The organism is Streptomyces sp. NPDC007346, assembly GCF_040703535.1.
Lineage (GTDB): Bacteria > Actinomycetota > Actinomycetes > Streptomycetales > Streptomycetaceae > Streptomyces.
The window spans coordinates 25,996-49,367 of record NZ_JBEYKR010000038.1; the positions used below are offsets into that span (position 1 = coordinate 25,996).

Annotated in this window: 14 protein-coding genes and 1 pseudogene; 9 read left to right on the plus strand and 6 right to left on the minus strand. The window is 72.4% G+C overall.

Annotated elements, in window-relative coordinates; translation table 11 throughout:
* Positions 1–117 precede the first annotated feature (117 nt).
* From AB0917_RS13035 to AB0917_RS13060, 6 genes are all read left to right on the plus strand, one after another.
* On the plus strand, positions 118–1,845 hold the full coding sequence (locus AB0917_RS13035; RefSeq protein WP_366819572.1) for a glycoside hydrolase family 13 protein: 1,728 nt from the start codon (positions 118–120) through the stop codon (positions 1,843–1,845).
* Positions 1,830–2,894, plus strand: coding sequence for a LacI family DNA-binding transcriptional regulator (locus AB0917_RS13040; protein WP_366819573.1), 1,065 nt, complete (start codon positions 1,830–1,832; stop codon positions 2,892–2,894). The genes AB0917_RS13035 and AB0917_RS13040 overlap by 16 nt, the downstream gene beginning before the upstream one ends.
* 418 nt (positions 2,895–3,312) lie before the next feature.
* A complete protein-coding gene (locus AB0917_RS13045) occupies positions 3,313–5,046 on the plus strand; it encodes a carbohydrate-binding module family 20 domain-containing protein (protein ID WP_366819574.1) in 1,734 nt (577 codons plus the stop codon).
* 94 nt (positions 5,047–5,140) lie between these two features.
* Positions 5,141–10,459: a pullulanase-type alpha-1,6-glucosidase gene (gene pulA, locus AB0917_RS13050; protein ID WP_366819575.1), complete on the plus strand. Its 5,319-nt coding sequence runs from the start codon at positions 5,141–5,143 to the stop codon at positions 10,457–10,459.
* 186 nt (positions 10,460–10,645) lie between these two features.
* Entirely contained in the window at positions 10,646–12,838 is a 2,193-nt protein-coding gene (locus AB0917_RS13055) for an NB-ARC domain-containing protein (RefSeq protein WP_366819576.1), read from the plus strand.
* 136 nt (positions 12,839–12,974) lie between these two features.
* Complete coding sequence (locus tag AB0917_RS13060; protein WP_366819577.1) at positions 12,975–13,679, plus strand: DUF2470 domain-containing protein; 705 nt, start codon at positions 12,975–12,977, stop codon at positions 13,677–13,679.
* 35 nt (positions 13,680–13,714) lie between these two features.
* On the opposite strand, the gene AB0917_RS13065 is transcribed toward AB0917_RS13060, so the two are convergent.
* The 3 genes from AB0917_RS13065 to AB0917_RS13075 form a co-directional block, all read right to left on the minus strand.
* Complete coding sequence (locus AB0917_RS13065; RefSeq protein WP_366819578.1) at positions 13,715–14,452, minus strand: TetR/AcrR family transcriptional regulator; 738 nt, start codon at positions 14,450–14,452, stop codon at positions 13,715–13,717.
* A gap of 185 nt (positions 14,453–14,637) precedes the next feature.
* Entirely contained in the window at positions 14,638–15,714 is a 1,077-nt protein-coding gene (locus AB0917_RS13070; RefSeq protein WP_366819579.1) for a PDR/VanB family oxidoreductase, read from the minus strand.
* A 3-nt stretch (positions 15,715–15,717) separates the two neighbouring features.
* Entirely contained in the window at positions 15,718–16,623 is a 906-nt protein-coding gene (locus tag AB0917_RS13075) for a metal-dependent hydrolase (protein ID WP_366819580.1), read from the minus strand.
* Between the two features lie 210 nt (positions 16,624–16,833).
* On the opposite strand from AB0917_RS13075, the pseudogene AB0917_RS13080 reads away from it, so the two are divergent.
* Positions 16,834–17,539: pseudogene (locus AB0917_RS13080) on the plus strand (methyltransferase domain-containing protein).
* Positions 17,540–17,617: 78 nt separating this feature from the next.
* On the opposite strand, the gene AB0917_RS13085 reads toward AB0917_RS13080, so the two are convergent.
* A complete protein-coding gene (locus AB0917_RS13085) occupies positions 17,618–18,160 on the minus strand; it encodes a carboxymuconolactone decarboxylase family protein (protein ID WP_366819581.1) in 543 nt (180 codons plus the stop codon).
* A gap of 86 nt (positions 18,161–18,246) precedes the next feature.
* On the opposite strand from AB0917_RS13085, the gene AB0917_RS13090 reads away from it, so the two are divergent.
* Positions 18,247–18,786: a MarR family winged helix-turn-helix transcriptional regulator gene (locus AB0917_RS13090; protein WP_366819582.1), complete on the plus strand. Its 540-nt coding sequence runs from the start codon at positions 18,247–18,249 to the stop codon at positions 18,784–18,786.
* A 176-nt stretch (positions 18,787–18,962) separates the two neighbouring features.
* Here AB0917_RS13090 and AB0917_RS13095 read toward each other — a convergent pair whose 3' ends face one another.
* Together AB0917_RS13095 and AB0917_RS13100 are read right to left on the minus strand one after the other, a co-directional pair.
* On the minus strand, positions 18,963–19,610 hold the full coding sequence (locus AB0917_RS13095) for a response regulator transcription factor (RefSeq protein ID WP_366819583.1): 648 nt from the start codon (positions 19,608–19,610) through the stop codon (positions 18,963–18,965).
* Positions 19,595–20,863, minus strand: a complete 1,269-nt coding sequence (locus AB0917_RS13100) for a sensor domain-containing protein (protein WP_366819584.1) — start codon at positions 20,861–20,863, stop codon at positions 19,595–19,597. Before AB0917_RS13100 ends, AB0917_RS13095 begins: the two co-directional genes overlap by 16 nt.
* 243 nt (positions 20,864–21,106) lie before the next feature.
* Here AB0917_RS13100 and AB0917_RS13105 point away from each other — a divergent pair, with 243 nt between their 5' ends.
* Positions 21,107–23,296 carry an MMPL family transporter gene (locus AB0917_RS13105; protein WP_366819585.1) on the plus strand — a complete coding sequence of 730 codons (2,190 nt, stop codon included), beginning with the start codon at positions 21,107–21,109 and terminating at the stop codon, positions 23,294–23,296.
* The last annotated feature ends 76 nt before the right edge of the window (positions 23,297–23,372 follow it).

Consider the following 23,372-nt stretch of genomic DNA (forward strand, 5'->3'; position numbering starts at 1 on the left):
AGACCCCCTGGCCACCCGCACCAGCACCCGTACGCACCACCGCACCCGTCACGGCGGCGCCGGAAATCCCGACCCGGTCACCGGCGCCGCTCCCCACCCAGACACCCCAGGGACGACATGACCCAGCATCTCGCTGCCCCCTCCACCGGCACGTCCGACGGCGCCCCGGGCCACCGCACCGGCTGGTGGCAGGACGCGGTGATCTACCAGGTCTATCCGCGGAGCTTCGCCGACGGCAACGGCGACGGCATGGGAGACCTCGCCGGCGTCACCGCCCGCCTGCCCTACCTGCGGGACCTCGGTGTCGACGCGGTGTGGCTCTCCCCCTTCTACGCCTCCCCGCAGGCCGACGCCGGCTACGACGTCGCCGACTACCGGGCCATCGACCCGATGTTCGGCACCCTGCTGGACGCCGACGCCCTGATCCGCGAGGCGCACGGCCTGGGCCTGCGCATCATCGTCGACCTGGTGCCCAACCACTCCTCCGACCAGCACGAGTGGTTCAAGCGCGCCCTGGCCGAGGGCCCCGGCTCCGCCCTGCGCGAGCGTTACCACTTCTGCCCCGGAAAGGGCACGGACGGCGAACTCCCGCCCAACGACTGGGAGTCCATCTTCGGCGGCCCCGCCTGGACCCGTACGGTGAACCCGGACGGCACCCCCGGCGACTGGTACCTGCACCTCTTCGCCCCCGAGCAGCCCGACTTCAACTGGGAGCACCCGGCCGTCGCCGACGAGTTCCGCTCCATCCTGCGCTTCTGGCTCGACATGGGCGTCGACGGCTTCCGGGTCGACGTCGCCCACGGCCTCGTCAAGGCGGAGGGGCTGCCCGACCTCGGCTCCCACGAGCAGCTCAAGCTGCTCGGCAACGACGTCATGCCCTTCTTCGACCAGGACGGCGTGCACGAGATCTACCGCAGCTGGCGCACCATCCTGGACGAGTACCCGGACACGATGGTGCCTGAAGGACCTTCCTCGGAAGGGCGGCGGCGGGCGACGGGCGGGCGGATCGCCGTCGCCGAGGCGTGGACGCCGACCGTCGAGCGCACCGCCAACTACGTGCGCCCCGACGAGATGCACCAGGCGTTCAACTTCCAGTACCTGTCGACCGCCTGGGACGCGCGGGAGCTGCGCAAGGTCATCGACACCTCGCTCGACGCGATGCGCCCGGTCGGCGCCCCCACCACCTGGGTGCTCTCCAACCACGACGTCACCCGGCACGCCACCCGGTTCGCCAACCCGGCGGGCCTGGGCACCCAGATCCGTACCCCCGGCGACCGCGAACTCGGCCTGCGCCGGGCCCGCGCCGCCACCCTGCTGATGCTCGCCCTGCCCGGCTCCGCCTACGTCTACCAGGGCGAGGAGCTGGGCCTGCCCGACGTCACCGACCTGCCCGACGAGGCCCGCCAGGACCCCTCGTTCTTCCGCGCCGAGGGCCAGGACGGCTTCCGCGACGGGTGCCGGGTGCCGATCCCGTGGAACCGCGAGGGCACGTCGTACGGCTTCGGCGACGGCGGCAGCTGGCTCCCGCAGCCCGCCGGCTGGGGCGAGCTGTCCGTCGAGGCGCAGACCGGTGTGGAGGGCTCCACGCTGGAGCTGTACCGGTCCGCCATCGCCGCCCGCCGCGAGCACCCGGGCCTCGGCGCGGGCACGGACGTCGAGTGGCTGGACGGCCCCGAGGGCGTCCTCGTCCTCGCCCGCCCCGGCTTCGTCTGCACCGTCAACACCACCGGCACCCCGGTCCGTATCACCGCCCCCGGCCAGGCGCTGCTCGCCAGCTCCCCGGTCACCGTCGACGGCGCCGAGGCCGTCCTGCCCGCCGACACCACGGTGTGGTGGACGGTGTGACACTGGCCGCACCCAGGACCACCGCGGCCCCGCCCCGGCTCTCCGACATCGCCGGCCAGGCGGCGGTCAGCGAGGCGACGGTCAGCCGGGTCCTGAACGGGAAGCCGGGCGTCGCGGACACCACGCGTCAGCGGGTGCTCGCGGCGCTCGACATCCTGGGCTACGAGCGGCCGCTGCGGCTGCGGCAGCGCAGCGCCGGACTGATCGGCCTGGTGACGCCCGAACTCACCAACCCGATCTTCCCGGCGTTCGCGCAGTCCGTGGAACAGGTGCTGGCCGGGCACGGCTACACCCCCGTCCTGTGCACCCAGCTCCCGGGCGGGGCGACGGAGGACGAGCTGGTCGAACAGCTCGTGGAGCGGGGCGTCGGCGGCATCGTCTTCCTCTCCGGGCTGCACGCCGACACCTCGGCCGACCCGGCACGGTACGCCGCGCTCACCGAGCGCGGCGTACCGTTCGTCCTGATCAACGGCTACAACGAGCGCATCAGCGCCCCGTTCGTCTCGCCCGATGACAACGCCGCCGTACGGATGGCCGTCGGCCACCTCGCCGACCTGGGCCACCGCCGGGTCGGCCTGGGCATCGGCCCGCAGCGGTACGTCCCCTCCCGGCGCAAGCGCGACGGGTTCGTGGAGGCGGCCATCTCCCTGCTCGGCATGGACCGCTCCGAGGCCGAAGGGCTCGTCTGCTCCACGCTGTTCAGCGTCGAGGGCGGCCAGGTGGCGGCGGGCGCCCTGCTGGACGCCGGGTGCACCGGCATCGTCTGCGGCAGCGACCTGATGGCCCTGGGCGTCGTGCGCGCCGCCCGGGGGAGGGGGCTGGACGTGCCGCGTGACGTCTCGGTCGTCGGCTTCGACGACTCGCAGCTCATCGCCTTCACCGACCCGCCGCTGACGACCGTGCGCCAGCCCGTGCAGGCGATGGCGGCGGCCGCGGTGGGCGCGCTGCTGGAGGAGATCGGCGGGAGCCCGGTGCAGCGCACCGAGTACGTCTTCCAGCCGGAGTTGGTGGTACGGGGCTCGACGGCGGCGGTGCGCGCGGAGGGCTGACCAGGCCTGAGGGCACGGGAAGAGAGGCACCAGGAGTCGGCCCAGGAAGGGCCGGCGGGGAGTTCTTGCGACTCCGGGTGCCTCTCTTGTCCGTGACCGGCCCGGCCGGCCGGGCGCGTGGGGTCCGACGCCGCGAGGCGGCGGCCGGAACCCTCGGCCGACCGGACCGGAGTCAGGTGAAACGTAACAGCCCGCAATATCTTGCGAAAGACCTTGCGGCGAGAAATCCGCGCTGTTTCGTTGATGTGAGCGGGAGATGTCCAAAGGGTTGACCGGCGACTGGTGGGCTCGTACGGTCTGCTCCGCGGCAAGGTTTGCATTCTTGCTGCAAGAACCTTCAGGAGCCTTGAGGGCATGGCGCGTTGCCGGCTGAGGCTGCACGGTCACCCGCGTTTCCCCCACCCGCAGGAGGAAAGACATGGCACGCAGACCCCTGTCCGCCGCGCTTGCCCTCGTGGCCGGCGCTGCCGCCGCCCTCGTCGTCCCCACCGGATTCGGCGCCACGGCCCAGGCCGCCGCTCCGGGCGACAAGGACGTCACCGCCGTGATGTTCGAGTGGAAGTTCGACTCCATAGCCAAGGCCTGCACGGACAGCCTCGGTCCGGCGGGCTACGGCTACGTCCAGGTCTCGCCGCCCCAGGAGCACATCCAGGGCGGCCAGTGGTGGACCTCCTACCAGCCCGTCAGCTACAAGATCGCCAGCCGTCTCGGCGACCGGTCCGCCTTCTCCGCCATGATCAACACGTGTCACTCGGCCGGGGTCAAGGTCGTCGCCGACGCCGTCATCAACCACATGTCCGCGGGCAGCGGCACCGGCACCGGCGGTTCGTCGTACACCAAGTACGACTACCCGGGGCTCTACTCCGTCAACGACCTGAACCACTGCCAGTCGGAGATCAACAACTACAACGACCGCGCCAACGTCCAGAACTGCGAACTGGTCGGCCTCGCCGACCTGGACACCGGCGAGGACTACGTACGCGGCAAGATCGCCGGCTACCTCAACGACCTGCTCTCCCTCGGCGTCGACGGCTTCCGGATCGACGCGGCCAAGCACATGCCCGCGGGCGACCTCGCCGCCATCAAGTCCCGGCTGACCGACCCGAACGCCTACTGGAAGCAGGAGGCGATCCACGGAGAGGGCGAGGCCGTCTCGCCCTCCGAGTACCTGGGCACCGGGGACGTCCAGGAGTTCCGGTACGCGCGCAGCCTCAAGCAGGTCTTCCTCAACGAGAACCTCGCCAACCTGAACAACTTCGGCGAGGGCTGGGGCTTCATGGAGTCGGGCAAGTCCGCCGTCTTCGTCGACAACCACGACACCGAGCGCGGCGGCGACACCCTCAGCTACAAGAACGGTTCCGCCTACACCCTGGCCAACGTCTTCATGCTGGCCTGGCCCTACGGCTCCCCGGACGTCCACTCCGGCTACGAGTTCAGCGACCACGACGCCGGCCCGCCGGGCGGCGGCCAGGTGAACGCCTGCTACGCCGACGGCTGGAAGTGCCAGCACGACTGGCGCGAGATCTCCTCCATGGTGGGCTTCCGCAACGCCGCACGCGGCCAGTCGGTCACCGACTGGTGGGACAACGGCGGCGACCAGATCGCCTTCGGCCGGGGCGACAGGGCGTACGTGGCCATCAACCACGAGGGCTCCTCGCTGACCCGGACCTTCCAGACCTCGCTGCCCGCCGGTGACTACTGCGACGTCCAGAGCGGCCAGGGCGTCACGGTGAACGGTTCCGGCCAGTTCACCGCGACCCTCGGCGCGGGCACCGCCGTGGCCCTGCACGCGGGCGCCCGTACCTGCTCCGGCGGTACGGACCCCGGTCCGGGCGACCCGGACCCCGGCACCGGCCAGTCCGGAGCCTCCTTCGGCGTCAACGCCACCACCCAGCCCGGCCAGAACATCTACGTCACCGGCGACCAGGCCGCCCTCGGCAACTGGAACCCGGCCGGCGCGCTGAAGCTCGACCCGGCCGCGTACCCCGTCTGGAAGCTGGACGTGAACCTGCCCGCCGGGACGTCGTTCGCGTACAAGTACGTCCGCAAGGACGCGAGCGGCAACGTCACCTGGGAGAGCGGCGCCGACCGCACCGCCACCGTCCCGTCCTCCGGGAAGGTCACCCTCACCGCCGACGTGTGGCGCGGCTGACCTCCTGACGAACCCGCGGGCCGGTGACCGAGGTCGCCGGCCCGCGGCCCACCCTCCGCAAGCCCTCCTGAGACCAGCCGAGGAGCACCCGCCCGTGTCCCGAACCACCCTCAGGCGAGGGGTCGTCGCCGCGCTCTGCGTGGCGCTGCTGCCCGTCGTCCCGGCGGCCACCGCCGCCGCGTCGCCCCGACCCCCCGCTCCGCCCTCGGACGCCAAGCTGGCCAAGGAGGCGGCCCGGCACGACCTCACCCGGGAGCAGTTCTACTTCGTGCTGCCGGACCGGTTCGCCAACGGCACCACCGCCAACGACCGCGGCGGACTGAAGGGTTCACGGCTGGAGCACGGCTTCGACCCCACCGACAAGGGGTTCTACCAGGGCGGCGACCTCAAGGGCCTGACCCAGAAGCTCGACTACGTCAAGGGGCTCGGCACCACCGCGATCTGGCTCGCCCCGATCTTCAAGAACCGGCCCGTCCAGGGCACCGGCGAGGACGCCTCGGCCGGCTACCACGGCTACTGGATCACCGACTTCACCCAGGTCGACCCGCACTTCGGCACCAACGCCGACCTGGAGAAGCTGATCGACAAGGCCCACGCCAAGGGCATGAAGGTCTTCTTCGACGTCATCACCAACCACACCGCCGACACCATCGACTACGCGGAGAAGGCCTACGGCTACAAGCCCAAGGGCGCCTTCCCCTACCTCGACAAGGACGGCCGCCCCTTCGACGACCGCGAGGGCGTCAGGAAGGTCGACCAGGACTCCTTCCCGTACACGCCGGTGAAGGCCCCCGGCACGGAGAAGAAGGTCCCCTCCTGGCTCAACGACCCGACCATGTACCACAACCGGGGCGACTCGACGTGGGCCGGCGAGTCCAGCGAGTACGGGGACTTCACCGGGCTGGACGACCTGTGGACCGAGCGTCCCGAGGTCGTGAAGGGCATGCAGAAGATCTACGAGAAGTGGGTCCGGGACTTCGACATCGACGGGTTCCGCATCGACACCGTCAAACACGTCGACCTGGACTTCTGGACCCAGTGGGCCACCGCGCTCGACGCGTACGCCGCCAAGCAGGGCCGGAAGAACTTCTTCATGTTCGGAGAGGTCTACTCCGCCGACCCGGCGATCACCTCGCCGTACGTGACACGGGGCCGCCTGGACTCGACGCTGGACTTCCCCTTCCAGGAGGCCGCCCGGCAGTTCGCCTCCCAGGGCGCCCCGGCCGACCGGCTCGCCTCGGTGTACGGCAACGACTACCGCTACACCACCGACAAGGCCAACGCCTACGAGCAGGTCACCTTCCTCGGCAACCACGACATGGGCCGCATCGGGACCTTCCTCAAGGAGGACAACCCGCAGGCCGACGACGCGGAGCTGCTCAAGCGCGCCCGCCTCGCCAACGAGCTGATGTTCCTCGGCCGGGGCAACCCGGTGATCTACTACGGCGACGAGCAGGGCTTCACCGGAGCGGGTGGCGACAAGGACGCGCGCCAGACCCTCTTCGCCTCGAGGACCGCCGACTACCTGGACGACGACCAGCTCGGCACCGACCGCACCCACGCCTCGGACGCGTACGACACCGAGCACCCGATCTACCGCTCCATCGCCGGGCTCGCCAAGCTCACCAAGGAGCACCCGGCGCTGCGGGACGGCGTGCAGAACGAGCGGTACGCGCACGGTTCGGTGTACGCCACCTCGCGCATCGACGCCAAGCGGCCGTACGAGTACCTCGTCGCCTCCAACAACGCGGCCACCCCGAAGAAGGTCCAGCTCTCCACCGAGTCGGCCGGGGTCAACTTCCGTACGATCTACGGCGGTTCCGGCGCGGTCCGCAGCGGTGCCGACAAGAGGGTCACCGTGACCGTGCCCGCCCTCTCCAGCGTCGTGCTGCGGGCGGAGAAGCCGCTGGGCGCCCCGGCCACCAAGCCCGCCATCACGCTGAAGGCGCCGGCCGCCGGCGCCACCGGCACCGTCGAGATCACCGCCGACGTGGACGGCGGCCAGCTCAACCGGGTCGTCTTCGCCGCCCAGGTGGGCAACGGGAAGTGGCAGACGCTCGGTTCGGCCGACCACGCCCCGTACAAGGTCACCCAGTATCTTGACGAGACCGTCAAGGTCGGAACGCCCCTGCGCTACAAGGCCGTTGTCGTCGACCGGGCGGGCCGCACCTCCAGCGCCCTGGCCACGACCACCGCCGGGCAGACCCCGCCGGCCGGCAAGCCCGTCGCTGTCGAGCGCGACCGGGCCGTCGTCCACTACCAGCGCCCCGACGGCGACTACGACGGCTGGCAGCTCAAGTCCGGTGACAGGACCGCCGAGTTCATCGGCCGGGACGCGTTCGGCGCGTTCGCCTGGCTCGACCTGGAGGAGGGCACCGGCTCCCTCCCGTACACCGTCGAGAGGAACGGCACGGCGGACGGGCCGGAGCGGACCATCGACCTCGGGGTGACCGGACAGGTCTGGGTCGAGCAGGGCACGGACGAACAGACCACCCAGGCGCCCGAGACCCCTCCGCAGGACACCACCAAGGCGGTCCTCAACTACCACCGCGCCGACGGCGATTACGACGGCTGGGGGCTGCACACCTGGACCGGCGCCGAGGAGCCCACCGACTGGGCCAAGCCCCTGACACCGGTCAAGGAGGACGCCTACGGGGTCACCTTCGAGGTGCCCCTCGTCGACGGCGCCACCTCGCTCAGCTACATCCTGCACAAGGGCGACGAGAAGGATCTCCCCAGCGACCAGTCCCTGGACATCGCCACCTACGGCCACGAGGTCTGGATGATCGGTGGCAGGCCCGGCTACCTGCTCCCGCAGGTCGGCGGCGGCGCGGCCCCCGACCTCTCCAAGGCCGAGGCGCAGTGGATCGACGCGAACACCGTCGTCTGGAAGGTGAAGACCACCGACGCCACCAGCCAGCAGCTCGTGTACGCGAAGAAGGGCGGCATCTCCGTCGTCGACGGGGCGCTCTCCGACGAGGGCCAGTGGCTGCGGCTCACCTCAGCCGCGCTCAGTGATGCGCAGAAGGCCAAGTACCCGCACCTGAAGGACTATCCGGTCTTCACCGTCGACCCGCGCGACCGGGACCGCGTCCGTGAGTCCCTGCGCGGCCAGCTCATCGCCACCCAGCGCGCGGCCAACGGTGCTCTGCTCGCCGCCACCGGCGTACAGACGGCGGGCATCCTGGACGACCTGTACGGGCAGCACGCGGCGAGCGCCGAACTCGGCCCCGTCTTCCGCAAGTCGGCCCCCACGCTCTCCGTCTGGGCCCCCACGGCCCGGACCGTCGCCCTCGAACTCGACGGCCGTACACACCCGATGAAGCGCGACGACCGCACCGGCGTCTGGTCGGTCACCGGGAAGAAGGACTGGCGGGGCAAGCCCTACCGGTACGCCGTGACCGTCTGGGCGCCCACCGTCCAGAAGCTGGTCACCAACAAGGTCACCGACCCCTACTCCACCGCCCTGACCGCCGACTCCGCCCGCAGCCTCGTCGTTGACCTCACCGACCCGAAGCTGGCGCCGCGCGGCTGGTCCGGCCTGAAGAAGCCCGCCGCCACCCCGCTGCGGGACGCCCAGATCCAGGAGCTGCACGTCCGGGACTTCTCCATCACGGACCGCACGGCCAAGCACCCCGGTGAGTACCTGGCCTTCACCGACACCCGCTCGGCCGGCATGAAGCACCTCAAGAAGCTCGCCGACTCCGGCACCAGCTACGTCCACCTGCTGCCCGTCTTCGACATCGGGACCATCCCCGAGAAGAAGAAGGACCAGGCCGAGCCCGCCTGCGACCTGCACGTCTACGCCCCTGACTCCGAAGAGCAGCAGGCCTGCGTGAGCAAGGCCGCCGCCAAGGACGGCTTCAACTGGGGCTACGACCCGTTCCACTACACCGTCCCGGAGGGCTCGTACGCCTCCGACCCGAACGGCACCAGGCGCACGGTCGAGTTCCGGCAGATGGTCCAGGGCCTCAACCAGGCCGGGCTGCGCACGGTCATGGACGTCGTCTACAACCACACCGTCGCCTCCGGCCAGGACGACAAGTCGGTCCTCGACAAGATCGTGCCCGGCTACTACCAGCGGCTCCTGGAGGACGGCACCGTCGCCACCTCCACCTGCTGCGCCAACACCGCGCCCGAGAACACCATGATGGGCAAGCTCGTCGTCGACTCGATCGTCACCTGGGCCAAGGAGTACAAGGTCGACGGCTTCCGCTTCGACCTGATGGGCCACCACCCCAAGGACAACATCCTCGCCGTCCGCGAGGCGCTGGACTCTCTCACGCCCGCCAAGGACGGCGTCGACGGCAAGAAGATCATCCTGTACGGGGAGGGCTGGAACTTCGGCGAGATCGCCGACGACGCCCGCTTCGTCCAGGCCACCCAGCAGAACATGGCCGGCACCGGCATCGCGACCTTCTCCGACCGGGCCCGTGACGCCGTGCGCGGCGGCGGCCCCTTCGACGAGGACCCCGGCGTCCAGGGCTTCGCTACCGGCCTCTACACCGACCCCAACTCCTCCCCGGCCAACGGCACCCGCGCCGAGCAGAAGGCCCGCCTCCTGCACTACCAGGACCTGATCAAGGTCGGCCTCACCGGCAACCTCGCCGACTACACCTTCACCGACACCTCCGGCCGCAAGGTCAAGGGCTCGGACGTCGACTACAACGGGGCGCCCGCCGGATACGCGGCCGTCCCCGGCGACGCGCTGGCCTACTCCGACGCCCACGACAACGAGACGCTCTTCGACACCCTCGCCTTCAAGCTCCCGGCCGGCACCACGGCCGCCGAGCGGGCCAGGGCCCAGGTGGTGGCGATGGCCGCCTCCGTCCTCTCCCAGGGCCCCTCGCTCTCCCAGGCGGGCACCGACCTGCTGCGCTCCAAGTCGCTGGACCGCAACTCCTACGACAGCGGCGACTGGTTCAACGCCCTGCACTGGGACTGCCGCGACGGCAACGGCTTCGGCCGGGGCCTGCCGCCCGCCGCCGACAACGAGGACAAGTGGTCCTACGCGAAGCCGCTGCTGACGGCCTCCGCCACGATCGCCCCGAAGTGCGCCCAGATCGAGGGTGCTTCGGCCGCCTACCGCGACCTGCTCACCATCCGCTCCACCGAGAAGGAGTTCTCCCTGACCACCACCGGGCAGGTGCAGTCCGCCCTGTCCTTCCCGCTCTCCGGCCCGGCCGAGACCCCCGGCGTGATCACCATGCGCCTGGGCAGGCTGGCCGTCGTCCTCAACGCCACCCCGGCCACCGCCACCCAGCGGCTCGCCGCCCCGGCGGGGAAGACGTACGCCCTCCACCCGGTGCAGGCCAAGGGCGCGGACCTTACTGTCAAACGAGCCAGGTACGAGGCGAAATCAGCCACTTTCACCGTCCCGGGACGCACGGCGGCCGTCTTCGTCCTGCGCTGACTCCCACCGGCATTACGGTGACGGCAGACGTCGGCGAAGGAGCCGCGACAGCCGTCCTGGTCCACCGGGCCGGCCCCGCCTTCCCCCCGTCGGGGAGGCGGGGCCGGCCCGGTTCGTGCGGCAGGAGCCCCGGGCGGGGCGGTCGGCTCACCGGCGCCCTCTGCCCCAGCGTGCCGGACGGTGATCATGACCAAGGTGGGATTCCTTCCCGAGGAGACGAGCAGCTTCGTCGGGAGGCGGGCCGAACTGGCCCGACTGGACACCGCGTTGACCACGCGGCGGATGACCACCCTGATCGGCCCCGGAGGCGTCGGCAAGACCCGGCTCGCCGTCCGGGCCGCCCGCGCCGCCGCCGACCGCTACCCGGACGGCGCCTGGTGGGCCGACCTCTCACCGCTCTACGACGACACCCTGCTGCTGCCCACCGTCTCCGACGCGGTCGGGCTCGCCGACCACACCCTGCGGATGCCGGTCGAGGCGCTCTGCGAATGGCTCAGCGACAAGCGCCTCCTGCTCGTCCTCGACTCGGCCGAACACCTGCGTGCCCCCTGCTCCCACCTGCTCGCCGAGGTCCTCACCACCTCGCCCGGCCTGACCGTCCTGGTCACCAGCAGGCAGCCGCTGGGCACCCGGGGCGAGCACGTCGTACGGATCCAGCCGCTGCCGGTCGACGGCGCCCCCGACGCGCTCCAGCTCTTCGAGGACCGGCTGCGCGCGGGCGACCCCCGGGCGGGCCTGGACGCGCCGGGAGACCGGGAGGCCGCCGCCGACATCTGCCGCCGCCTCGAAGGCATCCCGCTCGCCATCGAACTGGCCGCGGCCGGCATCGGCCGCCACACCGTGGCCCAGCTCGCCACCCGCATCGGGACCCGCTTCGACGCCCCGGTCGACGCCGAGGACCTCACCGCCTCCCGGCTCGACCTCCTCGCCGACGACTCCCTCTGGCCCCGCCGCCACCGCACCCTGCGCACCACGATCGGCTGGAGCCACGAACTGTGCACCCCGCTGGAGCGGCTCCTGTGGGCCCGCCTCACCCTGCTGCGTACGGACTTCGACGAGGAGGTCGCCCGCGAGGTCTGCGCCGGGGGGCCGCTCACCCCCGACGAGGTGGACCGGGCGCTGCAAGGGCTCGTGGCCCAGTCGGTCCTCCAGTGCGACGGCGCCCGCTACCGGATGCTCGACACCCTGCGCGAGTACGGCCGCATGTGGCTCACCGAGCTCGGCGAGGAGCGGGCGGCCGCCGACCGGCACGCCGCCAGCTTCCTGCGCCTGGCCCGCCGCGCCCACGACGGCTGGACCGGCCCCGACCAGGTCTCCTGGTACCACAAGGTCGCCGACACCCACCTGGACCTGTGCGCCGCCCTGGACCACCTGCTCGCCCACGATGTGGCCCGCGCCCAGGAGATGGCGGGCCGCGTCGGCTTCTTCTGGGCCTGCTGCGGCCATCTCTCCGAGGCCCGCGGCTACGCCCAGCGCGCCCTGGACGCGGGCCCGGCGGACGGCCCGCACCGGACCCGGTTGCAGTGGGTGCTCGGCGTCGCGGCCCTGCTCCAGGGGGACTTCGCGACCGCCGAGAAGTACGGGGCGCTCTGCACGGCCATCGCGCTGCACGACCGGGACGACGAGGGCATGCTCGGCGCCACCTACCTCAGCGGCCTCACCCAGCTGATGACCGGCCGGCCCGCGGCGGCCCTGGAGGCGGCCGAACGGGTGCTGCGGATGACCGGGACGAGGCCGTCGAGCGGCTCGCCGGACAGGCCGCCGGCAGGGCCGCGCGCCACCGCCCGGGAGACCGGCGCGGGCGCCGCCGGGGAGACCGCCGGGGACACCGACGACGGCCTCGCCCCCCTGGACACCGCCCACCGGCTGCGCTGCCGCCTCATCACCGTCTTCGCGCTCACCGCGCTGGGCCGGCTCGCCGAGGCCGGGCGGGCCGCCACCGCGCTGCGCCGGTCGTGCGAGCGCGGCGGCGAGCACTGGACCCGCTCCTACGCGGACTACCAGCTCGCCCTGATCGCCCTGCTCCAGGGCCGCCCGGAGGCCTCCGCCACGCACGCCCGCGCGATGCTCGCGGGCAAGCACCGGCTCCGCGACAGCTTCGGCATCGCGCTGGGCCTGGACATCCTGGCCGCCGCCATCGCCGCCCAGGGCGCGGGGGCCCAGGCCGCCAGGGTCTACGGCACCGGGCACGCGTACTGGCGGATGGTCGGCCACCCCCAGCGCGGCACCCCGGAGCTGGGCGCGGTCCGCAGGACCTACGAGCGCCAGGCGCGGGCTGCCGTGGGCGACGAGGCCTACCAGCGCGCCTTCGAACGCGGCCAGGCGGACAACGCGGAGGTCGGACTCGCCGCCGCGCTCCACAGCGAGCTCCAGCTCTGAGGGGGCGCGGCGGCCCGGGGGCGTGATGCGGAAGGGCGGATCCGGATGGCGGACTACCCCTGCCGCCGCATCGTGAGTTAGGTTAGGCATACCTAAGTAACCACTTGGGTGCCCTGACCGTCTCTGGAGAACTCGGATGCGCCCTTTCAGTGCCCGTGCCACGCAGCCGACCCGCGCCGAGCGCGTCCGGTCGATCCTCGTCGTCGCCCACTCGATGACGGTGGTGAGCGACGGGGTGCAGACCGAAGTCCGCCGCCTGGACGGCACGGGGGCGATGGGCCACATCCACCTCCACGCCCCCACCGAGGGCACCCACGCCCCGGCCGCGCAACGGGTCCCCGCCCGCCTGGAGTTCACCGACATCGCCCCCACCCCCGTACGTGAGCGGCTGCGCGCCCGGGTCACGGTGACCGGGCTGCTGGCGGCCCCGTACAGCACCGACACCGAGGCCTCCACCTGCATGGAGTTCGGCCAGGCGGTCCTGGAGGACGCCGAGGGCCGTACGTTCGTCACGCTCGAAGAGCTGGAGCGGGCGGAGACCGACCCGGTCGCCGCGTGCGAGGCGGGCATGCTGACGCACCTGGTCGACGACCACGGCGAGCTCGTGCCGCTGCTGCTGCGCCTGGTCCGCCCCCACCCGGACCGGGGGATGGTGCGGGCCCTGCCCCTGGCGATGGACCGCTACGGCCTGACCCTGCGGCTGGAGTACCCGCGCGCCCACCGCGACGTACGGCTGCCGTTCCCGAAGCCGGTGACCGACATCGACCAGGCGGGCCCGCAGATCCACGCTCTCCTGGCCGCCGCCCGCCGCGTCTCGCACCGCAACGGGCTGCCGGCCTGAGCCGTCTCCGTCTCCGTCTCCGTCTTCGTCTCGGCTCAGGCGGGCGCGTCGTGCGGCAGCCGCTGCGCCGGGACGGCCGGTACGGCGGGGGCGAGCGCGGAGAGCCGGGTCAGCAGCTCCCCGAACGGGCCCTGTGCCGGCTCCTGGGAGAGCACCCGCAGCACGATGCCCGCCATCTCCTGGTCGTACGCCGCGCTGACGGCGGCCAGTGCCGCGAAGTCGTGCACGAGCTGCGTCTCCAGCTCCTCGCGCGGAATGCGCCGCCCGTCCAGCCAGATCAGCGCGGTCGACTCGGCCAGCGAGACCCAGGAGCGGACCACCAACTCCAGCCGGGCGGGCGGGTCCTGCACCCCCAGGTGCGTGATGATCTGCTCGTACGCGGCCTGCCGCACCCCGTCGATCATGGCGTTCGCCGTGGAGGAGCCGACGGCCGGGCCGCCGCGCATCAGCGCGGAGAAGCCCGGCCCGTGCTCGTCGACGAAGTCGAAGAACCGCCCCATCACCCGCAGCAGTCGCGCCCCCAGGGGCCCTTCGAGCGGCTCCAGGAAGCGGGCGGCCAGCTCGTCGGCGGCCCGCCGCAGCGCCGCCTCGTACAGGCTCTGCTTCCCCGGGAAGTAGTGGTAGACCAGCGGCCGTGAGATGCCCGCGGCGGCGGCGATCTCGTCGATCGACACCTCCTCGGGGGAGCGTCGGCTGAACAAGTCCAGCGCGACGCCGATCAGTTGCTGCCTGCGCTCGTCGACGCCCATCCTGCGCCGTACTCCGGTCGTCATCCGTCCAGCCTAGCCGGGGCGCGGCGCGGCGGCTCCCCAGGTCCAGGAGTCACGACCGCTTCAGCTCCAGACGTCACATCCGCCACGGGCCCGGGAGCCGGCGCCGTCCGCCACGGGCCTGGCAGCCGGCGTCCGCCACCGGCCCGGGAGCCGGTATCCGCCACGAACCCGGGGGCCGGCATCCGCTACAGGTCCAGCACGAGGCGCCCGCCCCGGCAGCGCGAGACGCAGATGAGCATCGAGTCGCCGCGCTCGTCGTCGGTCAGCAGCTCGTCCCGGTGGTCGATCTCGCCCTCCAGCACCCGCTGTTGGCACGTTCCGCAGAAGCCCTGCTCGCAGGAGTACGCGACATGGGGCAGCTCCTCGCGGACGGCCGCCAGCACCGACTGCCCGGCCGCCACCCGCACGGTCCGGCCGCTGCGGTGCAGCTCCACCTCGAAGGCGGCGGAGCCGGCCGCGTCCGTCGTCGCGGCGGAGAACCGCTCCAGGTGCGGGGTGCGGCCCTCGGGGAGCGCGGCGGTGACGGCGTCCATCAGGGGCTCGGGGCCGCAGCAGTAGACCGCCGTGCCGGGGGCGACGCCCGCCAGCGCGGCGGCGGTGTCCGGGTGGCCCGCCTCGTCCTGGGCGACCACCGTGACCCGGTCCCCGTCGGCGCCGAGCTTCTCGATCTCGTCCAGGAACGGCATGGAGGCCCGCGACCGGCCCCCGTACAGCAGCCGCCAGCCCGCCCCCGAGGCGGCCAGCGAACGCACCATCGGCAGGACCGGGGTGATGCCGATGCCGCCCGCGACGAAGACGTACGCCTCCGCCTCCACCAGCGGGAACCGGTTGCGCGGCCCGCGCACCTCGATCTCCGTCCCCACCCGGAGCCGCTCGTGCACCTCCCGTGACCCGCCCCGGCCGTCCTCCACCAGCCGGGTCGCCACCGTGTACGAGCCGGGGTCGTCCGGGTCGCCGCAGAGCGAGAACTGCCGCACCAGGCCGGAGGGCAGCACCAGGTCCAGATGGGCGCCGGGCCGCCAGCGCGGCAACCCCTTGCCCTCCAGGCGCAGTTGTACGACCCCCTCGGCGACGGTCACCCGCTCGGTGACCAGCAGCCGCCGCACGGCCGTCGGCCTTCGCCGGGAGTGGCCGGATATCGGCTCGGGCAGGGCGGGCAGCGGCCACAGCGGGGACCGGGCGATCCGGCGGCGCAGCGCCCGCCGGGCGAGCAGGGCGGCGCCGACGACGACGGCGAGGTGACGCAGACGGGGCGGGGCCACGGGTCAGGACACCCCCGTCGCGTGGGCCTCGGCGGCGAGCGCCGCGGGCGAGTGGGCGAGGTAGTCGACGGCCTGGGCCGTGCTGCCTTCCTGGGAGGGGTGGTACGAGCGGCTGAGGTAGCTGGGTATGGACCGCAGGATCGCCCCCGTACCGGGCAGCGTCCCCTGCTTGCCACGGGCGTGGAACGCCTTGAACGTGGCCTTGCCGTCCAGCAGGGTCGGATCGTTCTCCATGAAGAACCGGGTCCCGCGCTGCCAGAGGAAGACCAGCGTGGAGAAGGCGGTCGCCCAGGTCCGCACGCGCCTGCGGTAGCCGCCGTCGACATGCATGAACACCTCGAACGCCACCGACCGGTGCTCCACCTCCTCCGCGCCGTGCCAGCGCAGCAGGTCCAGCATGGTCGGATCGGCGCCCTTGCGGTCCAGCGCCTCGGCGTTGAGTATCCAGTCGCCGAGGAAGGCGGTGTAGTGCTCGATGGCGGCGATCATCGCCACCCGCTCCATCAGCCACCACTGCGAGGCCCGCCCCGGCGGCAGGGTCCGGTCCCCGAGCAGCTTCTCGAAGAACCAGTCGACCTGCGCGGTGTACGGGGTCGGGTCCAGGCCCAGCTCCCGCAGGTGCGGCAGAACGTCGTCGTGGGCCTGCGAGTGCACGGCCTCCTGGCCGATGAACCCGATGACGTCCTCGCGGAGTTGTTCGTCATGGATGTACGGGAGTATCTGCCGGTACACATGGATGAACCAGCGCTCCCCGGCCGGGAGCAGCAGGTGGAGCACGTTGATGGTGTGCGTGGTGAACGGGTCGCCCGGCACCCAGTGCAGGGGGGTCTTCTCCCAGGCGAAGGAGACCTTGCGGGCCTTGAGCGGCGTCCGCTCCGACGCGACCGCCGCTGGCTGCGTGTTAGACATGGCGTCAATGTACTGACGGGTAAGCGGGGGGACCAGAGGCGTGCACGGATTCGTCAGTACCGATCGGGGTCGGTACTCGCCCCCTGGCTCAGTCGGCGCAGGGTGGGCCGGACGGCCCGGTGGTCCCGGAACTCCCTGTCCAGTGCGGCCGGCAGCGTCCTGGCCCAGAACTCCCAGCGTCTTCGCGGCGCCGTCGCCCATGATGGAGGGATGACGACGAACTCAGCCCGCGCCCGCTCGTTCGATGCGGTGGCCGCCTCCTACGCCGCCAACCGGCCCTCCTACCCGCCCGCACTGCTGGACGCGATCGAGGAGCTGTCCGGCCGCCCCCTGGCCGGCGCCCGGGTGGCCGACGTCGGGGCCGGGGGGCGGGATGGCGGGCCAGCTCCGCCGGGGCCTGCCGCACGTGTCCGTGGTCCGGGGCGACGGCAACCGGCTGCCGCTGCGCACGGGGTCGCTGGACCTGATCACGTACGCCCAGTCCTGGCACTGGACCGACCCCGCCCGCTCGGTCCCCGAGGCCCGGCGGGTCCTGCGGCCCGGCGGGGCGCTCGCCCTGTGGTGGAACGACTCCGACCCGCGCGTGGAGTGGATCGGGGAACAGAGGCGGCGGGTGCTGGACACCTTCGGCGAAGGCCAGGAGGAACACCACGTGACGGCGTACGCCCCCGACGTCCGCCTCCGGGCCGAGCTGCCCGCCGGAGTCGACTTCGGCACCCGGCAGGTGGAGTGGAGCCGGGAGGTGCCGCTCGACGTCCACCTCGCCAACCTCGCCAGCCACTCCGTCTTCCTGGTCGCGGAACGAGCGGTGGCCGAGGCCGCCCTGGAGCGCGAACGGACGCTGCTGACCGAGGCGTTCCCGGGCGGCACGGTCCGCGAGGCCTACGTGACGAGCCTGGCCGTCACCCGTACCTGAGACCGGTTGCGGCGAGGGCCGCCCCTCGGCGCCGCCGACCGTGGCGGGAACCCTGAAGGCGGCCCGCCTGCCCGACTCTCAGGCGAAGGCGGCCAAGGGGGCGTCCACCGGTGCTCCGGTGAGCCGGTTGGCCAGAGTGGACAGCGTGTAGGCGCCGATGCCCAGGACCACTTCCAGGGCGTTCTGTTCGGTGTAGCCGTACGACAGGAAGTCCCGCAGCGCCGCGTCGTCGACCGCGCCCGCCGAGGCGAGCACCGCCAGCGTGAACCGGCGTATGGCTTCCAGGCGTTCGTCGGGAAGCGTGGGGGCCGCGCGGTCGCGGAGTGCGGCGACGAGCGCCGGGTCGGCGCCCATGCGGGTCAGCTTCGCCGTGTGCATCGCGACGCAGACATGGCAGTCGTTACGGGTGGCCATCGTCATGATCGGGACCTCGCGGGAGAGCGGGTCCAGGGTGCAGGTCTCGAATATCGCGCTGATCTTGAGGAAGCCGTCCAGGGTGTGGGGCGAGGTGGCGAGCCGGGCGACGGCGGCGGGCCGGTAGCCCAGGCGCTCCGTCACTGCCTCCAGCGCTCGCCGGGCAGCGGGCGGCGCGGTCTCGGGGGTGTGGTCGGGGAAGGGCATGGCGGACCTTTCGGGGAGGGTGGGGACAGGTAGGATCGACAACATGGTTGACGAAAAAAAGGTAAACCAGGTTGTCGAGTTCGGCAATGGCTGAGGCTGCCGCAGGGGGAGGAGGGGGGCCCGAGGGCGGGACGGTGGTGCCCGGCGGAGGGGCGGCGGCGCCCGGGGGAGGGGCGGGCTTCGAGCTGCCGCTGCTCCTCTTCGCCGGCTTCCGCTCGATCATCGACGCCCTGCACCGGGACCTGGCCGAGCAGGGACACCCCGAGACCCGGCCCGCGTACGGCTTCGCCCTCCAGGCGGTGGGCCGCGAGGGCGCGGGCATCAGCGAGATCGGCCGGCGGCTCGGGGTCTCCAAACAGGCGGCGGGCAAGACCGTCGAGAAGCTGGAGGCGCTCGGCTACGTGGAGCGCGCCGCCGATCCCGCCGACGGCCGGCGCACCGTGATCCGCCTGACCTCGCACGGCACCGACCTGCTGGCCCGGTCCGCCGAGGGCTTCGACCGGCTGCGGGCCCAGTGGGCGCGAGCGCTGGGGGACGAACGGCTGACCGCCCTGGAGGCGGACCTGCGCACCATGGCGCCGGCGAACGCGTTCCGGCTCGACGCGGCCGGCTGGTTCACGGGCTGAGAGACGGGCCCGAACCGGGCGCACGGCCGCGCCCGGAGGTCAGCCGTGCGCTTGGTTCAGCCGCGCCCCGGACCAGCGGTGCCCCGAAGGTCAGCCGCGCCCGGAGGTCAGCCGTGCCCCCGCCCCAGCCGCCCCCCCCAGACCAGCCCCCCGGGGGCCAGCCGCACCCCCCCCGTTCAGCCCTGGTCCAGGTAGGCGAGCACCGCCAGGACTCGGCGGTTGTCGTCGTCCGAGGGGGGTAGGCCGAGCTTTCCGAAGATGTTCGAGGTGTGCTTGGCGACCGCCCGCTCCGTGACCACCAGCTGGGCGGCGATCGCCGTGTTGGAGCGGCCCTGGGCCACCAGCTCCATCACCTCCCGCTCGCGCGGGGTGAGGCCGCCCATCGGCTTGTCCTGCGCCCGCCGCGACAGCAGCTGGGAGATCACCTGCGGGTCCATCGCCGTGCCGCCCGCCGCCACCCGTCGTACGGCGTCGATGAACTGGTCGGCGTCGAAGACCCGGTCCTTCAGCAGATAGCCGATGCCCCCGTTGCCGTCGGCCAGCAGCTCCCGGGCGTAGAGCTGCTCCACGTGCTGGGAGAGCACCAGCACCGGCAGCCCCGGCCGCGCCCGCCGGGCCGCCAGGGCGCACTGGAGGCCCTCGTCCGTGTGGGACGGCGGGAGCCGGACGTCGACGACCGCGACGTCCGGCTCCAACTCGACCAGGGCCTTGCTCAGTTCGGGCCCGCTCTCCACCGCTGCCGCGATCTCGAACCCGTACGCCTCCAGCATGCGCACCAGGCCGTCGCGCAGCAGGAAAAGATCTTCGGCTAGGACAACACGCAAGGCAGCTCCATGGTGACCATGGTGGGGCCGCCCGCAGGGCTGCTGACGGCCAGGACGCCGTCGAATGTACCGAGTCGCCGTTCGATCCCGCTCAGCCCGGAGCCCGATCCGATCCGCGCACCGCCCCCGCCGTTGTCCGTCACGGAGATGCGGAGCATCCCCTCGCCGTGGTGCAGGTCCACCCAGATCCGGTCGCCGCCGCCGTGCTTCACCGCGTTGGTCAGGGCCTCGCTCACCGCGAAGTACGCCGCCGACTCCACCGACGCCTCCGCCCGCCCCGGCAGCTCCACCGTCACCTCCGTGGCGACCGGCAGCCGCAGGGCCAGCGCCTTGACCGCGTCGCCGAGGCCCCGTTCGGCCAGGACCGGCGGGTGGATGCCCCGGACCAGGTCGCGCAGCTCGGTCAGCGCCTCCGCCGACGACTCCCGGGCCATGGCCAGCATCCTCTTCGCCTGCTCGGGGTCCTTCTCGATGAGCGCCTCGATCGTGCCCAGGTTCATCCCCATCGCGACCAGCCGCGCCTGCGCCCCGTCGTGCAGGTCCCGCTCGATGCGCCGCAGCTCGGAGGCGGCGGTGTCCACCGCCTCGTGCCGGGTCTCGGTGAGCCGGTCCACACGCTGCGCCAGCGTCTGCTCGGGGGTGGGCGCCAGCAGCGGGCGGGCGATCACGAAGTGCAGCCGCAGCAGGGGCGCGGCGGCCTTGAGCCCGACGGCGAAGATCACGGCCCCGAGCGCCAGGGCGGCGAGCGCCGTGCCCTGGCTGTCCACGGGGATGAATCCGTACCAGTACGGGTCGTCCTGGAACACGCGCCACAGCCCCGCCGCCAGGACCAGCCCCTCGACCGGGTAGATCATCAGGGTGGCGGCGAGCATCGCCACGACCGGGCCGACCGTCATGTCGACCAGCAGCCACTGGAGGTCCCGCCAGGTCGCCGGGTCCTTCAGCAGCAGCGTCGTCCGCTCGACCTGCCCGGTGACACCCCCGCGCAGATCCGGCGGGAACGGGCGGTACGGGGCGGGTATCCGTACGTCCGACCAGGCGGCGGCCCACAGTCGGCGCTGGTTGGCGTGGCGGCGCACCGCCTCCAGGACCACCGGGGTGGTGAACACACCGATGCCCAGCAGGATGAAGGCGATCGAGAGCACCGTGACGACGAACAGGATGATGGAGACGGCCAGCCCGTAGACCGACAGGACGAGTCCTCGTCCCGCCGCCAGCATCGGCGGCCGTATCCGTGTCGCGAGTACGTTCATGGTGTCCCTCTCCCTCACAGGACCGGACCGGCCCCGCTCTGGATCAAGTCTCACCCCCACCCACCCCGCGGCGGCAGCCGGTACGCCACCCACCCGGGGGTGTAGCTGGCACCACCCCCGCACCTCGCCCCAGCGCCTCGCGAGCGGGGGTCCCGACGGCTGGGGCGGACGGAGCCCCGTTCCTAGATTCGAAGCGTTCGACGTACGTACTTACCCGACGCTTATCTCTGGGGGCGAAACCGCATGAGGCGCAACCTCGCGGCACGCATCGGTGTGTGGAGCACACACCACCGTAGGACGGCCGTTCTCGGCTGGTTGCTCTTCGTCGTGCTCGCCGCGGGCATCGGCGGCGCGACCGGCATGGTCGAGATGTCCGCCGCGGAGAACGGGGCCGGCGACTCCGCCCGCGCCGAGCAGATTCTCCAGGACGCGGGGCTCACCAAGCCCGCCGGCGAACTGGTCATGGTCTCCGCCACCGCCGCCGGCGACTGGAAGGCGGCCACCGGCGCCCTGACCGACGCCGTAGAGAAGACCGGCGAGGTGCGGGACCTGGCCGAGCCCGTCCCCTCCGAGGACGGCAAGGACGCCCTGATCACCTTCGCGATGCGGGGCGACGCGCGGACCGCCCCGGACCGGGTCCAGCCGGTCCTGGACGCCGTCGCGGCCGTGGCGAAGGACCACCCGGACGTCGAGATCCACCAGTTCGGCGAGGCCAGTGCGGGCAAGTGGCTCGGCGACCTGCTGGCCGACGACTTCCGGCGCGCCGAGTTCACCGCCGTACCCCTGGCCCTGGGCATCCTGCTCGTCGCCTTCGGCGCCGTGGTCGCCGCCCTGCTCCCCGTCGGCCTCGCGCTCACCGCGTGCCTGGCCGCCTTCGGCCTGCTCTCCCTCGCCAGCCACCAGCTGCACCTGTTCCAGACGACGTACTCGGTGATGTTCCTGATGGGCTTCGCCGTCGGCGTCGACTACTGCCTCTTCTACCTGCGCCGCGAACGCGACGAGCGGGCGGCGGGCCGGGACGCCGAGACCGCCCTGCGGATCGCCGCCGCCACCAGCGGCCGGGCGGTGCTCGTCTCCGGGCTGACCGTGATGGTCGCGATGGGCGGCATGTTCCTCTCCGGGCTCCTGCTGTTCAAGGGCTTCGCCCTCGCCACGATCATCGTCGTGTTCATCGCCATGCTCGGCTCGGTGACCGTCCTGCCCGCACTGCTCTCCTGGCTCGGCGACCGCGTCGACGCGGGCCGCATCCCGCTGCTGGGCCCGCGCACCGCCCGTCACGGCAGCCGGCGCGGCACCCACGGCGACCAGGGCGGCTCCCACGGCGACCGGCGCGGCTCCCACGGCGGCCGGAGCAGCGGCCGCATCGTGGGCCGGGTGCTCGGCCCCGTACTCGCCCGGCCCCGCCTCTTCGCCGCCGCCGCCACCCTCCTGCTCCTCGCACTGGCCGCGCCCGCACTCGGCATGAAGACCGAAACCCTGGGCCTGGAGAAGCAGTTCGGCTCCGACTCGCAGCTCTCCGTCGCCCACCGCACGATCACCGAGAGCTTCCCCGGCGGCCCCGCCCCCGCCCTGGTCGTCGTCAAGGCGGCCGACATCACCGCCCCGGCCATCGGCAAGGCGCTCGCGGGCTTCGACAACGTCACCGTCCACCGCGACCGCGGCATCGCCGAGATCGAGGTCCCCCTCCCGGACGGCACCGCGGGCCTCACCGAGCTGCGCGAGCGGCGGCTGCCCGCCGCCTTCGACGGGACGGGGGCGCAGGCGTACGTCACCGGGGAGATCGCCGGATCCGTCGACTTCAACGACCAACTGCGGCGCGGCATCGTCCCGGTCTTCACGTTCATCACCGCGGTGACGTTCCTGCTGATGCTGTTCTGCTTCCGCTCCTACGTCATCGCCGTCACGTCCATCATCCTCAACCTGCTCTCCGTGGCCGCCGCCTACGGGGTGATGACCGCCGTCTTCCAGCACGGCTGGGGCGCCTCGCTGATCGGCTCGGAGGGGGTCGGCGCGATCGAGGCGTGGATGCCGCTGTTCGTCCTGGTGGTCCTGTTCGGCCTCTCCATGGACTACCACGTGTTCGTGGTCTCCCGGATCCGCGAGGCCCGCGGCGCCGGCCTGGACAACCGGGAAGCCATCGAGACCGGTATCCGCCGTACGGCCGGGGCGGTCACCGGGGCGGCGGCGATCATGGTGGCGGTCTTCGCGGTGTTCGGCACGCTCTCCATGCAGGACATGCAGCAGATGGGCGTGGGCCTCGCCGTGGCGGTGCTGCTGGACGCCACCGTCGTACGGATGGTGCTGCTGCCCTCCGTGATGCTGCTCCTGGGCGAGCGCAACTGGCGTACGCCGAGGGGGCTTTCCCGCCTGCCGAGCCTGGAGCACGACGAGCCGGCCCCCCGGACGGGCGGCTCACCGGTGGGCGTGGCCTGACCCGGCGCACCCACGGGCCGCAACCTCTATGTGAACCCCTACACCGGCAAGATCCAGGGGGTGAGCCCGGCGTTCG

Bases quoted from the DNA above. Each gene is read 5' to 3' on its own strand.
- AB0917_RS13035 (WP_366819572.1), top strand. From the start codon at position 118: ATGACCCAGCATCTCGCTGCCCCCTCCACCGGCACGTCCGACGGCGCC.
- AB0917_RS13045 (WP_366819574.1), top strand. From the start codon at position 3,313: ATGGCACGCAGACCCCTGTCCGCCGCGCTTGCCCTCGTGGCCGGCGCT.
- AB0917_RS13055 (WP_366819576.1), top strand. From the start codon at position 10,646: ATGACCAAGGTGGGATTCCTTCCCGAGGAGACGAGCAGCTTCGTCGGG.
- AB0917_RS13060 (WP_366819577.1), top strand. From the start codon at position 12,975: ATGCGCCCTTTCAGTGCCCGTGCCACGCAGCCGACCCGCGCCGAGCGC.
- AB0917_RS13065 (WP_366819578.1), bottom strand. From the start codon at position 14,452: ATGACGACCGGAGTACGGCGCAGGATGGGCGTCGACGAGCGCAGGCAG.
- AB0917_RS13075 (WP_366819580.1), bottom strand. From the start codon at position 16,623: ATGTCTAACACGCAGCCAGCGGCGGTCGCGTCGGAGCGGACGCCGCTC.
- AB0917_RS13085 (WP_366819581.1), bottom strand. From the start codon at position 18,160: ATGCCCTTCCCCGACCACACCCCCGAGACCGCGCCGCCCGCTGCCCGG.
- AB0917_RS13090 (WP_366819582.1), top strand. From the start codon at position 18,247: ATGGCTGAGGCTGCCGCAGGGGGAGGAGGGGGGCCCGAGGGCGGGACG.
- AB0917_RS13100 (WP_366819584.1), bottom strand. From the start codon at position 20,863: ATGAACGTACTCGCGACACGGATACGGCCGCCGATGCTGGCGGCGGGA.
- AB0917_RS13105 (WP_366819585.1), top strand. From the start codon at position 21,107: ATGAGGCGCAACCTCGCGGCACGCATCGGTGTGTGGAGCACACACCAC.